The 14,210-nt window shown below is 43.9% G+C and carries 11 protein-coding genes; all 11 read right to left on the bottom strand.

Annotation, left to right across the window (positions count from 1 at the left end; all coding sequences use genetic code 11):
* Nucleotides 1-62: 62 nt before the first annotated feature.
* Entirely contained in the window at nt 63-2,144 is a 2,082-nt protein-coding gene (gene fusA / locus K1J09_RS06940) for an elongation factor G (protein ID WP_004185285.1), read from the bottom strand.
* Nucleotides 2,145-2,385: 241 nt separating this feature from the next.
* Nucleotides 2,386-2,856: a 30S ribosomal protein S7 gene (gene rpsG, locus K1J09_RS06945; RefSeq protein ID WP_002893865.1), complete on the bottom strand. Its 471-nt coding sequence runs from the start codon at nt 2,854-2,856 to the stop codon at nt 2,386-2,388.
* Nucleotides 2,857-2,875: 19 nt separating this feature from the next.
* Entirely contained in the window at nt 2,876-3,289 is a 414-nt protein-coding gene (rpsL, locus tag K1J09_RS06950; protein WP_002893867.1) for a 30S ribosomal protein S12, read from the bottom strand.
* A 217-nt stretch (nt 3,290-3,506) separates the two neighbouring features.
* Nucleotides 3,507-3,971: a hypothetical protein gene (locus K1J09_RS06955; RefSeq protein WP_223323646.1), complete on the bottom strand. Its 465-nt coding sequence runs from the start codon at nt 3,969-3,971 to the stop codon at nt 3,507-3,509.
* Between the two features lie 21 nt (nt 3,972-3,992).
* Complete coding sequence (gene purR, locus K1J09_RS06960) at nt 3,993-4,808, bottom strand: pur operon repressor (protein WP_032909974.1); 816 nt, start codon at nt 4,806-4,808, stop codon at nt 3,993-3,995.
* Between the two features lie 92 nt (nt 4,809-4,900).
* Complete coding sequence (locus K1J09_RS06965; RefSeq protein WP_061595329.1) at nt 4,901-5,845, bottom strand: 3'-5' exoribonuclease YhaM family protein; 945 nt, start codon at nt 5,843-5,845, stop codon at nt 4,901-4,903.
* The gene (gene rmuC, locus K1J09_RS06970) at nt 5,835-7,091 is read right to left on the bottom strand and encodes a DNA recombination protein RmuC (RefSeq protein ID WP_125410583.1); all 1,257 of its coding nucleotides are present in this window, start codon (nt 7,089-7,091) and stop codon (nt 5,835-5,837) included. Before rmuC ends, K1J09_RS06965 begins: the two co-directional genes overlap by 11 nt.
* A gap of 1 nt (nt 7,092) precedes the next feature.
* Nucleotides 7,093-7,725, bottom strand: a complete 633-nt coding sequence (locus K1J09_RS06975) for a thiamine diphosphokinase (RefSeq protein ID WP_049541021.1) — start codon at nt 7,723-7,725, stop codon at nt 7,093-7,095.
* Complete coding sequence (gene rpe / locus K1J09_RS06980) at nt 7,718-8,377, bottom strand: ribulose-phosphate 3-epimerase (protein ID WP_002893879.1); 660 nt, start codon at nt 8,375-8,377, stop codon at nt 7,718-7,720. Before rpe ends, K1J09_RS06975 begins: the two co-directional genes overlap by 8 nt.
* A gap of 11 nt (nt 8,378-8,388) precedes the next feature.
* Nucleotides 8,389-9,267, bottom strand: a complete 879-nt coding sequence (rsgA, locus tag K1J09_RS06985) for a ribosome small subunit-dependent GTPase A (protein WP_049541019.1) — start codon at nt 9,265-9,267, stop codon at nt 8,389-8,391.
* A 234-nt stretch (nt 9,268-9,501) separates the two neighbouring features.
* Nucleotides 9,502-14,184 (bottom strand): Cna B-type domain-containing protein, encoded by a 4,683-nt coding sequence (locus K1J09_RS06990; RefSeq protein WP_223323648.1) that lies wholly within the window; start codon nt 14,182-14,184, stop codon nt 9,502-9,504.
* Nucleotides 14,185-14,210: the final 26 nt, after the last annotated feature.

The raw sequence follows: 14,210 nt of genomic DNA on the forward strand, positions 1-14,210 counted from the left end.
GGGCAGTTCTCCAAAAATAGAAAAAGCACCCGCAAACGCGAGTGCCAAGGTTTGCTCAAAGCTTAAGCTTCACCTTTGTTTTTCTTAATGATTTCTTCTTGTACTGACTTAGGTACATCTTCGTAGTGGTCAAATACCATCATGAAGGTACCGCGTCCTTGTGATGCTGAACGAAGAACTGTTGCATAACCGAACATTTCAGCAAGTGGAACATAAGCACGAACGATTTGGCTGTTACCATGCGCTTCCATACCATCAACACGTCCACGACGAGCTGTTACGTGACCCATAACGTCACCAAGATTTTCTTCAGGAACAGTGATTGTTACCAACATCATTGGCTCAAGGATAGCTGGTTGTGCAGTCTTAGCAGCTTCTTTCAACGCAAGTGATGCCGCAACCTTGAAGGCTGTTTCAGATGAGTCGACATCGTGGTATGAACCATCGTAAAGTTTAGCTTTCACGTCAACTATTGGGTAACCAGCAAGGACACCGTTCGCCATTGACTCAACCAAACCTTTTTCTACCGCTGGGATGAATTCACGTGGAACCACACCACCGACGATAGCATTTTCAAACTCGAAGCCTTTTCCTTCTTCGTTTGGTGTAAACTCGATCCAAACGTCACCGAACTGACCTTTACCACCAGATTGGCGTTTGAAGAATCCACGAGCTTGAGTAGAAGCGCGGAATGTTTCACGGTAAGATACTTGAGGAGCACCTACGTTTGCTTCAACCTTGAATTCACGACGCATACGGTCAACAAGGACATCCAAGTGAAGCTCACCCATACCAGAGATAACTGTTTCACCAGTTTCAACGTTTGTTTCAACACGGAAAGTTGGATCTTCTTCAGCCAGTTTTTGCAGAGCAACGCCCATCTTGTCTTGGTCAGCCTTAGACTTAGGCTCAACCATCAATTGGATAACTGGTTCTGGAACGTTGATAGACTCAAGGATGATTTTAGCTTTTTCATCTGTCAATGAGTCACCAGTAGTTGTATCTTTCAAACCTACGGCAGCAGCGATATCACCCGCATAAACAGTTTCAATTTCATTACGGCTGTTAGCGTGCATTTGCAGGATACGTCCGATACGCTCACGTTTACCTTTAGAAGTGTTCAATACGTATGAACCGCTGTTCAGAACACCTGAGTAAACACGGAAGAAAGTCAAACGACCTACGAATGGGTCAGTCATGATCTTGAAGGCAAGAGCTGCAAATGGCTCTTCGTCAGATGCTGGACGAGTTTCTTCTTCTTCTGTATCTGGGTTGATACCTTTGATCGCTGGGATGTCAAGCGGGCTTGGCAAGTAATCAATAACTGCATCAAGCATCAACTGAACACCCTTGTTCTTGAAGGCAGAACCACACAATACTGGGAAGAATTCAACATTGATTGTCGCTTTACGGATAGCAGCTTTCAATTCTTCATTAGTGATTTCTTCACCTTCAAGGTATTTCATCATCAATTCTTCATCAGTTTCAGCAACTGCTTCCACCAATTTTTCACGGTATTCTTGCGCTTGCTCAAGGTATTCAGCTGGGATATCTTCTTCCAAAATATCTGTACCAAGGTCGTTAGTATAGATTTCAGCCTTCATCTTGATCAAGTCGATAATTCCGCGGAAGTCATCTTCTGAACCAATTGGCAATTGGATTGGATGAGCGTTTGCTTGAAGACGATCATGCAAAGTGCTTACTGAGTAAAGGAAGTCAGCACCAATCTTGTCCATCTTGTTAGCAAATACGATACGAGGAACTCCGTACTCAGTTGCTTGGCGCCAAACTGTTTCAGTTTGAGGCTCAACACCTGATTGTGAGTCAAGAACGGTTACCGCACCGTCCAAGACACGAAGAGAACGTTGTACTTCGATTGTGAAGTCCACGTGTCCTGGTGTGTCGATGATGTTTACACGGTGGTTGTTCCATTGAGCTGTTGTCGCAGCAGATGTGATAGTGATACCACGCTCTTGCTCTTGCTCCATCCAGTCCATTTGTGACGCACCTTCGTGAGTTTCACCGATTTTGTGGATTTTACCAGTGTAGTAAAGAATACGCTCAGTTGTTGTTGTTTTACCAGCATCGACGTGGGCCATGATACCGATATTACGAGTTTTTTCAAGTGAAAATTCGCGAGCCATTTGGTTATTTCTCCTATTAATTTATTTTACAGTTTATTATAACATTATTTAGCAAAAACGGATAGGCAGGACCTACCCGTTCTCAATGCTTATCTTGTTTTTGTTGGTCTCAACTTGTAGATGAGTTGAATTGAACTCGGGCTAAAAGCTCGGAAAATAGATAAGCTTTTCTAGAATCTTTGATTCTGCGTCAAGTTTCCTAATTTTCAGTCGCTTTTTTAACGCCCTTAGTATCTTATTCTTACCAACGGAAGTGTGCGAAGGCACGGTTAGCTTCTGCCATACGGTGAGTGTCTTCACGTTTCTTAACAGCTGCACCAGTGTTGTTAGATGCATCCAAGATTTCTTTTGCAAGGCGGTCAACCATTGTGTGCTCACCACGTTGACGAGCAATAGTTACCAACCAGCGAAGTCCAAGTGTTGTACGACGTTCTGGACGAACTTCAACCGGAACTTGGTAGTTTGAACCACCGACACGGCGAGCACGAACTTCAAGTACAGGCATGATGTTTTCCATAGCTGTTTCAAATACTTCCAGCGCATCGTTTCCAGTTGCTTCTTTGATTTGGTCAAAAGCTCCGTAAACGATAGAAGCCGCTGTACCACGCTTACCATCAAGCATAACGCGGTTGATAAGACGAGTAACTAATTTTGAATTGTAAAGCGGATCTGGCAATACTTCGCGCTTAGGCGCTTGGTTTTTACGACTCATTTATCTTTCTCCCCTTTCCTTATGCTTTTGGTTTTTTAGTACCGTATTTAGAACGGCCTTGTTTACGATCAGTAACACCTGCTGTATCAAGTGCACCGCGGACGATATGATAACGTACCCCTGGAAGGTCTTTTACACGTCCACCACGAAGAAGCACCACGCTGTGCTCTTGCAGGTTGTGTCCGATACCTGGGATGTAAGCTGTAACTTCAATCAGGTTGCTCAGACGTACACGGGCAAACTTACGAAGGGCAGAGTTCGGTTTCTTAGGTGTCATAGTTCCGACACGAGTTGCAACTCCACGTTTTTGTGGTGAAGATACGTTTGTTTGAACTTTTTTATGGCTATTGTAACCAACGTTCAAAGCTGGTGATTTAGATTTTTCTACTTTTGATTTACGCGGTTTGCGAACCAATTGGTTAATTGTAGGCATCTACATTCTCCTGTATTTTTTTAATTTTGGTGATGATACACTTGGTGACAGCTACCATCTGCGTGTACTTTTGCAACATTTGTCAGCACGTCTCTGTACACTTTTGAGAGACCAAAAGTAAAAAGTACCGTCTATCATTATAGCATGACGATACTTCTCTGTCAATACATTTTTTCTATTTTAAGCCTATCTCTGCTTATTAGATTGCTGCTAACACTTATTGCTGCGGCTGAGCCACTGCTTCTTCTGATGCAGCAGTTGGATTTTCAGAAACAGCGGCCTGAGCTGCTTCCGGATCAATCAAGACTGCTATCGCCTGAATACGGCTTTGGAATCTAGCCTTCGTCGCTGCATCCTTAACCTTCTCTACTGCAGTCTTAGCCAGCTGCAAATCTTCCAAAGTTTGCATGGTTTCAAGCTGTTTGACTGCTTCTTCTGCGGCCTGAACTGCTTGCTCCTCTTCCTGAATTTCTTTTTCCTGCGCTTCTTTTTGAGCAGAAGATAGCTGTAAGGAAGAGCTGCTCGATGCGATGCTGGCAGCTGAACTAACTGAATTTCTGGTGGAATTAGCCTGTCCCTGTACAAAAACCATGCCGGTAATCAGAATCCCAAATAAAATCGACAATACTCCTAAACGAATCCACAGCGGACTGTGGTCAAACTTTTCTAAAACTGTTTTCATCTATAATCTCCGCCCTTTTCCCTAATCAAAAATATTTCCAATTTCCACATCAATGGTATTCGCCTTGACATCAATATTGGTTACTTTCAAGAGCGATTTATAGTCCAGATAATCGCGATTGGCCTGCGCGTTGTCCGCAAAGACCGCTACACCTGCCAGCTCCGAGTCGAACTCAGATAAGAGACTAATCATCCCTGTAATGGTCCCTCCGCCTTTGAGGAAGTCATCTACAATCAAGACGCGACTGCCAGCCTTGAGACTGCGCTTGGACAAGAACATCTTTTCAATACGATCTCCGCTGGAGCCAGATACGTAGTTGACACTGACCGTTGACCCTTCTGTAATCTTTAAATCCCGACGAACGATGACAAAAGGTACATTGAGAACATTGGCTACTGCATTGGCCAAAGGTACACCCTTAGTTGCAACCGTCATGACAGCATCAATCTGTTGACCTTTAAAGCTTTTTGCAATGATCCGTCCGATATTATTCAAAATGGATGGAGTACTGAGCAAATCAGATAGGTAAATGTAGCCTCCCGGAAGAATCCGATTACTTTCAGACAGCTGATCACAAAGACCTTGCACAATGGTCTTAGCTTCTGTATCGGAGATGGACGGGCTGAAAATCACTCCTCCACCGGCACCAGTAATCGTTTCAATGGTCCCAATTTCAATCTCTTCAAAGGCTCGCTTAATAATGACAATATCTTCTGAAATAGAAGATTTGGCAGATTCATATTTTTCTGCAAATGTATTTAAGCTCGTTAATTCATAAGGATGGTTAATCAAATAATTGGAAATAACCACCATACGCTCACTTCTTCTTAATTTCATTTTTTCACCAATTAAAGTTATTTTATTCATTATACCATAACAGAAACAAAAAAACGAACATTCTTTTCCAAGTAATGTCCATTTTTCGTATTTTACTGTTCAAGTTTTGGTTTGTAGAAGGAACGGCCTTCAAGAGCGAATATTTTATTGCTCATTTGACCTGGATCAACAAGTCCCAAGGCAGCAGTCATCATCATCATCTCCGCATCCAGATTATCAATCATGTGCAGAATTTCTGCCTCCATAATCTTAGGCCGTACAGGACTGCCATATTCCAAGAGACCGTGGTGGCTGAGAAGCACATGCCGCAGGACGATTACTTCTTCCTTGCTGTCATCAATTTTCAGCTCCATCAGGGTCTTGGTCAACTCTTCATCAATCAAAGCGATGTGACCAATAAGATTGCCTCGCACGGTGTACTCTGTATTTTCCGGACCGCTGAGTTCAATAACCTTGGCCAGGTCATGAAGCATGATCCCAGCAAAGAGCAAGCTTTTATTAAGCTGAGGATAAATGTCTCCGATAGCATCTGCAAGCTTGACCATGGTAGCGGTATGAAAGGCTAGCCCCGACTCAAAAGCATGGTGATTGGTCTTGGCAGCTGGATAAGAATAAAACTCCTTGTCGTACTTGCTATAAAGCGAGCGGACCACGCGCTGCCAGACCGAATTCTCAATCTTGAAAATCATCTGAGATAAATAATCTCGGATTTCTTTCTGGTCTACTGGCGGTTTTTCCTTGAAATCCGCTGGGTCATTGGGCTCTCCAGCCTTAGGAAGACGCAGGGTCAGTTGATTTACCTGGGGTGTGTTATTGTAGACCTCTCGTCGGCCTTGCATGTGCACAACCTTGCCAGCAGTAAATTCTTCAACATTATGTGGCTGAGCATCCCAGAGTTTGCCCTCGATTACTCCTGTATCGTCTTGGAAAGTAAAGGCCAGATAATTTTTCCCAGCCCTTGTCTGACGGACTTCTGCTGACTTGATCAGATAGAAACCTTCAAACAGTTCATCTTTTTTCATTTGATTAATCTTCATTGTTTTCCCTTTCTTCTGAAAAATCAAGTAAGTTCAAATCGAGGTCTTGGTCAGACAGCTCAATATGGCGTAAGGTTCTTTCGATAGCTCCTGTCCGCCGGGTTAATAGTTCATCAATGTTGCCCGAAGCATGCTGCAAGTGCTTTTGTGCCTTGGTCAGAATGCCACCGAACTTGTTAAACTCGGATTTGACAGAACCCAGAACCTTGCTGATGTCGTCCGCACTTTTTTGGATATTGAGCGTTTTAAAGCCGACAGACAGTGAATTAAGCAAGGCAGATAGGGTAGATGGCCCCGCTACCACAATCTGCTCCTCCCGCCGCAAACTGTCAAAAAAGGCTGGGTTGCGGACAACTTCCGAATAGAGACCTTCCGTTGGCAGAAACATAATTCCAAAATTGGTCGTAGCTGGTGGTGCCAGATATTTACTCTTAATATCCTTGGCAAAGCGTTTAACACTTGCTAAAAGAGACTTGCGGTAGAGCTCAATTTCTTCCTTGCTGCCAGACTCATAAGCATCTTCCAAACGGTAGTAATCAGCCAGAGGAAACTTAGAATCAATGGGCAGATAGACATATTCATGCTCCGTCTGTCCCGGCAGTTTAATAGCATATTCGACACGTTCGCTGGATCCGGCCACGGTCACAAACTCTCGCTCATACTGACTAGCCGTCATGATATCCTCGATAATCTGGCCTAGCTGCAACTCCCCTAGAATCCCCCGAGTCTTGGTGTTGGAAAGGACCTTGTTCAGTGTGCCGACATCTCGGGCAACACTCTGCATTTCTCCCAGACCGCGATTAACAGACTCCAATTGCTTAGAAACGGTCTCAAAAGAAGTCTGAAGTCGAGTCTGAAGTGTCTTTTCCAGTTTCTCTTCAACGGTCTGCCGCATCTGCTCTAGACGGGTTTCGTTGGACTCTTGAATCTGCCGCATACGCTCGTCAGTTTTATCCCGATTCTTGGTCAGGTTGTCACTGATTTCCAAGCGCAGGTCTGTCAAGTTGCGGTGCAAATCTGCCCTGACCTCGCTCAAACGATCTCCCAGAGCTAATTCCAGCTCTTTCTGAGCCGTTTGCTTTTTCTGACTTTCCTGCTCCAAGCGATAGTCCAACTGATCCGATAGATGATCTGCCTGATTTTCCAAGACTTGCTTTAGCGTCTCAGTCTGCTGACTAAGCTTTTGCCATAAAAGAAAGGTCAGCACTAGGTTTCCCAAAAGAATGAGGATGATTATAAACTCCATATCAGCTCCTGTCTTTGCTGTAAATGACGACTGTATAGCCGCTATCAAAGTCCAAATAAATGGGCTTATCTATAAATTCGTTAGAAGCATACACTTTTTTGAAAAAAAAGTTATCTTTATTGAGCGGATATTTGGCGCCCTCAATCGTTAAGGCAGCATCATCCGATGGCAGAAAGGCCAGATAGCGCATGCCAGATACTGGTTTGATTTCATGGCGCCCCTTGGGAACATAGGTCAGCAGATTCTGTTCGTCTTCCAGAAAAATCTTTTCCATATATGGTGCAATTTTTTCATTACTAGGCAGGAAAACATTGGCCAAGGCATGATCCAGACGGCCACCAAAGGTGCCGAAAATGGTCAAACGGGCATCTGGATACCGTTCAAAACAAGCCAGAACAGCTAACTCCAAGTCTGTATCATCCTTTTCAGGATGGGCCTGAACGACTTCCTTAGCTCTATCTTTTATACGCAGCAATTCTTCCTCGGTCACAGAGTCAAAATCCCCGACAGCCAAGTCAGGACAAACTCCCTGCTCAAGCAGAAAGAGGCTTCCACGGTCTACTCCGACTAAAACATCAAAATCTAAGCTAAAATGCTCCAAATTCCCGCCAGCAAACAGCGCAACCTTAGTCATGCAGGGCATCCCGTAAGGTCTGAACTTGATGATTGACATCGCCTTTGAAGACATAGCTGCCAGCCACGAAGACATTGGCACCGGCTTCTTTAGCAATCCCAATGGTCTTGTCGTCAATACCGCCATCCACTTCAATATCAAAATTCAGCTGATTGACTTCGCGCAGAACGACCAGTTCACGGATCTTATCCATGGTTTCTGGCAGAAAGGCCTGGCCGCCAAAGCCCGGATTAACTGTCATCACAAGGACTTGATCAACCAAATTCAAAACATTTTTGACTGCTTCGACTGGTGTTCCCGGATTAATCACAACACTAGGCTTGACTCCCGCTGCCCGAATCTTCTGCAGTGCTCCATGGATATGAGGTGTCGCTTCAGCATGGATGCTGATAATATCTGCACCGGCACGAGCAAATTCTTCGATATGGTGCTCAGGATTGGAAACCATCAAATGGCAATCAAAGACTAGCTTGCTGTGAGGACGCATACTGGCAACAACCCCAGCCCCAAAGCTGATATTGGGTACAAAATGACCATCCATAATATCAATATGGGCATACTCAGCGCCTGTTGCTTCTAACTTTTTCAGTTCTGATTCAAAATTAGCATAGTCCGCACTTAAGATTGAAGGGGCAATTTTGAATGAAGTCATAGTTCTTCTCCTTATTTAGAATTTTTTTTGGCAACTTTTTTATAGGTCTCCCGACGATTTTCAATCTCGCTGAGAAACTGTAGGTAATTATCAAAACGGAATGACGCTATCTGGCCGGACTCAACTGCTGGCTTAACGGCACAAGCCGGCTCGTGGGTATGAGTGCAAGTACGAAACTTACAGGACTGGCTGAACTCAGCAATCTCTGGAAAAGCTTGATTGAGATCTTCAGCTGTAGCCACCTCGTAATCCAAGGACGAAAATCCTGGCGTATCAGCAATCTTCCCGCCGTTTAGATTGTAAAAGCTGACAGCCCGTGTCGTATGACGGCCACGGCCAAGACTTTCAGAAATCTCTCCTGTTTCCAACTGCAGGTCTGGAGCGATTTTATTGAGCAGAGTGGATTTTCCAACCCCAGTCTGTCCCATAAAAACAGTAATTTTCCCTGTCACCAGCGGCAGCAATTCCTCAGTCGTCTTAATGACCTCATAGCCGATGGACTGATAGGCCTGCACATAGACATCCAAGCTCTGCTCATCTTCAAGCAGGTCTAACTTGCTGATGTAGATAATAGGATGAATCCTCTTATGTTCTAGAAGCACCAGAAAGCGATCTAACAGATTGGCATTAAAATCTGGCTCTTTGGCGCTCATGATTACAACTGCCTGATCAATGTTGACAATGGGAGGGCGTACAAGACTGTTTTTACGTTCTGCTATTTTTAAAATATAGCCTTCCGAGTCTTTTTCTGCTGAAAATTCGACTTCATCACCGACATAGGGTGTCTGCCCTTTTTTGCGAAAATTACCCCGCGCTCTGGTTTGATAAACCTGTCCGTCCGACTCTACATAATAAAAGCCAGCTAGAGCCTTAATGATTTTTCCTTGCAAGATTGCTCCTTAAAAGTTAATACACTCATTATAACAAAAAATGCGAGATTTAGCTTGCTTGTTTTGCATAGAAGACATTTCTTAAGGTTGGCTTGTTTTTCCATAGAAAGCAGCTGCTTTAAAATACTTGAGATGAAACCTGCATGATAAAAGCGAACAAGTCCAAAAGAACCTGTTCGCTTTTTTATATCGAATGAGATGCTCACTGTAATTTTCAGTAAGTATCAAAACAAATTAGCTGCGTTTCGCCTTAGCCATCAGCATTCCTCCTGCGAGAAGAGCTGTTAAGAAGCCAAGAATAGTAACAAGAAGACTTTCTTCCTGTCCAGTACGAGGAAGAGCTTTTCCTCCGACTTTCGGAGCTTGACCGCCTGGCTTATTATTTACCGCTCCTTCAACAGTCACTTTCTTATTAGGGATATGACTGAAGGTCAGCTGAGTACCGTTGATCTCAAGCTTGTAGCCATCTACTGGATCAGCCGCAATGCTGTAGACAATTTCCTTGCCATCCTTGTACTTAGGAAGGCCGCTAAAGTCATACTGCCAACCATTTTCTCCTGACACAACCTCTTCTTTGATTGGTTTGCCATCTGCCAAGAGGCGAACAGTAATCTTAGAAGGTCGCACCTTATCTTGATTTTCAGCATCTGACCATACCGCAGTTCCCTTAACAGCAATCTGTGTTGGTTTATAGCTATTAGTCAAAGTGAAGCTGCCATCTGTTCCTTGTTCTTGGCTGCTGCTATACCCCTCAACCGTCACTTCTTCAAGGACTGTATAGTTGATTTTCTTGCCCTTCTTATTCTTAGGCAAATCCTTGGACTCAAACTTCCAATCAGTAGCAGCTGTCACTTCCAGCTCATCTACCACCTTATCTCCGTCCAAAATCTTGACCTTGATAGATGCTGGGCGCTTGCCATCTTGATTATTAGCATCATCCCAAACCTTTTTACCAGAGACTTTAACGGTTTCTGGAGTATAGGAGTTGGTAATGGTGAACTTATCAATCTTAGTTTCATACTGAGCAACAGCATCTTCCTTAAGTGTGTAGACAATCTCTTGACCATTTCTATATTTAGGCAGGTCTTTAGATTCAAACTTCCATCCATTAGCAGCTGTTACTTCAAGTGTATCAACAATAGTGCTTCCATCCATTACTTTAACTGTAATAGATGTTGGACGTTTGCCGTCTTGATCATCTGCATCATCCCAGACTTTCTGACCAGAAACTTTAACCTGCTCTGGAGTATGAGAGTTAGTAATCGTCTGACCTTCTACTTTCGGACTGTAACCTTTTTCTTTCAAAGCGGCTACTGTTGCATCATCCTCTTTGACAGAGTAGGTAATCTCCTGCCCCTTGTCAAATTGAGGCAGATTGGTGAAGCTTGCTTTCCAAGTGTCAGCTGCTACTTCATTATTAGCCGTCAAGGTCAATGTCTTACCTGCGACAGCAACTGGCTCTTCACCATTTACTGAGCGATACAGTTGCACTGTGATAGAAGCCGGACGCTTGCCGTCTTGGTTATCAGCATCATCCCAGACCTTAGTAACAGCATACTCCGTACTTTGAGGAGTGTAAGAATTAGTAATGGTGAATTTATCAATCTTAGTTTGATAGTCCGCAACTGCTTCTTCAGTAACAGTGTAGGCAATCTCTTGACCTGCTGCATACTTAGGAAGGGCTTTAGACTCAAACTTCCAATCGTTAGCAGCTGTTACTTCCAGCTCATCTACGACAGTATCACCATTTTTTACCTTAACCTTAACAGAAGCTGGACGCTTGCCGTCTTGGTTATTAGCATCATCCCAGACTTTTTGACCAGAAATCTTGATCATCTCTGGAGTGTAAGAGTTGGTAACTGTGAAATCTTTGATTTCTTTAGTGTAGCCAGCTACATCATCTTCCTCGATAGAGTAATCAATCTTCTGACCATTTTCATAAACTGGCAGATTTTCAAATTTGGTTTGCCATTGATCAGCAGCCGTCACTTCCTTGCTAGCGACTTCTGTCTTTACACCGCCGACTGTCTTCATCAGCTTAATGCTAATCTTAGTTGGACGCTTACCGTCTTGATTATCGCTGTCATTCCATGTCTTGCTGGCAGTGATTTCTGTCTTTTCTGGTGTATAAGAGTTAGTGATATTGTAGCCGTTGAGATTAGTTGAATACCCCGGTACAGCTTCTTCTGTCACTGTATAGGTGATCCGTTGGCCATCCTTGTAGACTGGCAAGCCAGTAAAGTTGTAAGACCAACCTTCTGCTTCACTGACTGTTTGAGTATTGACTTTTTGACCGTCAGCTAGCAGATTAACTGTGATAGAAGCTGGACGTTTGCCATCTTGGTTATCGCCATCTTCCCAAGTCTTGCTTCCAGACACAGTCGTTGTCTCTGGAGTGTAAGAATTGGTGATGTTGTAACCATCCACTTTGCTAGTATAACCTGGAACAGCTTCCTCACTTACAGTATAAGTAATTTCTTGGCCTGCTGCATATTTAGGTAAAGCCTTAGACTCATACTTCCATTCGTTAGCGGAAGTCACATTTTGCTCATCAACAACCGTATCACCATTCAGAATTTTAACCTTAACTGAAGCTGGACGCTTACCATCTTGGTTGTCCTCATCTTCCCATTTCTTCTGACCGGAAACCTTGACCGTTTCTGGGGTGTAAGAGTTGGTGATGTTGTAGCCGTCCACCTTGCTCGTGTAGCCCGGTACAGCTTCTTCTGCAACAGTATAAGCAATTTCTTGGCCTGCTGCATATTTAGGAAGAGGATTGGATTCATATTTCCAACCGTTAGCAGCCGTCACTTCCTGTACATCGACAATATCTTGACCTTTCAAAATCTTGACTCTAACAGCATTTGGACGCTTACCGTCTTGGTTATCCGCATCTTCCCACTTCTTCTGACCAGAAATCTTGATTGTTTCTGGCTTGTAAGTGTTGGTCACTACAAAGCCATCAGCAGCATTGCCAGTTACCTGAGATTGATAGTGAGGGACCGCGTCTTCTTCCAGAGAATAGACAACTTCTTGTCCCTTTTCATATTTGTTCAAGTTAGTGAACTCGGTTGCCCACTGGTCAGCCTCGGTCAGAGTTCGGTTCGCAACTTCTGATTTCTGACCGCCAACTTCTTTATAAAGTTTTACAACAACATTGGCAGGACGTTTGCCGTCTTGATTCTCGGCATCATCCCATTTCTTGCTGGCTTTGATGGAGATTTTCTCTGGCGTACGACTATTGGTAACAGTGAGATTTCCCTGATCTACTTCTGGAGCATCGTAGCCATCAAGCTGATCTTCACCGATTGTATAGGTGATTTTTTGACCGCTTGCATCAAAGATTGGTAAATCAGTTGTCTGAGCTGTCCACTCCGCATCTGTACTACCGCCAGTTACGGTCACTGTCTTATCAGCCAGTTTTTGACCGTTAGCGTAGACATCTACAGCAATAGAAGCTGGACGCTTGCCGTCCTGATTGCTTTCATCTTTCCAAATTTTCTTGACTGTCAGCTTTTTGCTGGCATTTGGATCTACCGTATTCTTGACTGTTTTGACTGCACCATCAGCCTTGATAGTCACTTTCATCGGATTGCTGTCCAGTACATAGCCTTCCGGAGCTGTGACTTCTTCTACTGTAAATTGGCCTTTCTTGATTTCTTCACTTGAGAAAGGCTGTGTAGAAACCCGCCCGTTAGCATCAGTCGGCGGCAGAGTAATCTCTTGGCCGCTAGGAGTTGTCACCTTAAAGACCGCTCCTTCCAGCATTTTGCCAGTCTTAGAATCTTGTTTGTATAGAACCAGACTGTTGCTGATATCTGCTGTGATAACACCACCTTCTGTAATTCGGCTGCTACGCTCTACTGTAGAGCTCGTCTGACCAGGACGATCATCTCTGAATGGCAGTTTTGTATTATCAACTTCCATCTCAGCCGTATTGGATACCAAAGAACCATCAGCTGGTGAAGTTGTCATATAGTTCAACATAAAGGCACGATTGCCTGGGTTATTGATGGTTAGAGTAAACTCTGTATAAGTGTCATTATAGGCAACCGTATAATCTTGACCTTCTTTCAAGATAACAGAATTCGCAATACTTGACAAACTTTGCGTGTACTCCCCTTGGCGAAGGACAAGTTGCTCCGGAACGAATTGCATTGGTGCACTGCTATCTGGAATGACGTCCTTGATAACAATCGGAGAATTATAAGTCTTTTGCTGAGTATTGATACGAACAGTCCAGTTATGCGAGTAGTCACCGCTCTTGCCTAGAATAGCCGAATTATATGGCTTCTTAGCAATGACCCCTCCAATCTTAGCGTAGTTTTCACCAGCTGTTGAAAAACTGTTTTGTTTGCGCTCGTTAATGGTTACCTTATGGCTCATCGCCCCTTGAGTTTCCTCAGGCTTATAATTCCAGTCTTGATCAGCACCTACTGTCGTCGCCTGAAAATCAAAGAAGAAGCTCCCTCTTACTCCACTAGCAGTTGTCTTAGACTTGTAATCTGCCAGATTTTGAATAGTAACCGTGATCAGACCACCCTTACCCGAACCATTCGACGTCATCTTAGCCGCTCCAAGTTGGACCTGCGTTTCATTATCCGTCAGAGTAAAAGTTGTACCATCAGCAATGGTTGCACCGTTCGGTACTGTAAAGGTAAAGGTATCCCCATCCTTGAGCTTGTTATCGTAAGCAGACAAATCAAAAACTAGCTCATAGCGATAATTCCCCCCTTGGACCAAATTGTAAGCACCGTTAACCTTGGTTGCTTCGCGGCCATTAGAGTGGTCCCAAATCTTAATATCTGTGATTGCATTCTTCAAAGCATCAGCTTGAGCAGTTGCTGTAAACAGCTTCAAATCCAGCAAAAACAGAAGGGGCAGCATCAAAAATAGCAGCCATTTTTTCAGTTTCATAACATTCTCCTTTTTTATTTCGTTAC

This window comes from Streptococcus sanguinis, assembly GCF_019928825.1.
Taxonomy (GTDB): domain Bacteria; phylum Bacillota; class Bacilli; order Lactobacillales; family Streptococcaceae; genus Streptococcus; species Streptococcus sanguinis_L.

Bases quoted from the DNA above. Each gene is read 5' to 3' on its own strand.
- fusA (WP_004185285.1), bottom strand. From the start codon at position 2,144: ATGGCTCGCGAATTTTCACTTGAAAAAACTCGTAATATCGGTATCATG.
- rpsG (WP_002893865.1), bottom strand. From the start codon at position 2,856: ATGAGTCGTAAAAACCAAGCGCCTAAGCGCGAAGTATTGCCAGATCCG.
- rpsL (WP_002893867.1), bottom strand. From the start codon at position 3,289: ATGCCTACAATTAACCAATTGGTTCGCAAACCGCGTAAATCAAAAGTA.
- K1J09_RS06955 (WP_223323646.1), bottom strand. From the start codon at position 3,971: ATGAAAACAGTTTTAGAAAAGTTTGACCACAGTCCGCTGTGGATTCGT.
- purR (WP_032909974.1), bottom strand. From the start codon at position 4,808: ATGAAATTAAGAAGAAGTGAGCGTATGGTGGTTATTTCCAATTATTTG.
- K1J09_RS06965 (WP_061595329.1), bottom strand. From the start codon at position 5,845: ATGAAGATTAATCAAATGAAAAAAGATGAACTGTTTGAAGGTTTCTAT.
- rmuC (WP_125410583.1), bottom strand. From the start codon at position 7,091: ATGGAGTTTATAATCATCCTCATTCTTTTGGGAAACCTAGTGCTGACC.
- K1J09_RS06975 (WP_049541021.1), bottom strand. From the start codon at position 7,725: ATGACTAAGGTTGCGCTGTTTGCTGGCGGGAATTTGGAGCATTTTAGC.
- rpe (WP_002893879.1), bottom strand. From the start codon at position 8,377: ATGACTTCATTCAAAATTGCCCCTTCAATCTTAAGTGCGGACTATGCT.
- K1J09_RS06990 (WP_223323648.1), bottom strand. From the start codon at position 14,184: ATGAAACTGAAAAAATGGCTGCTATTTTTGATGCTGCCCCTTCTGTTT.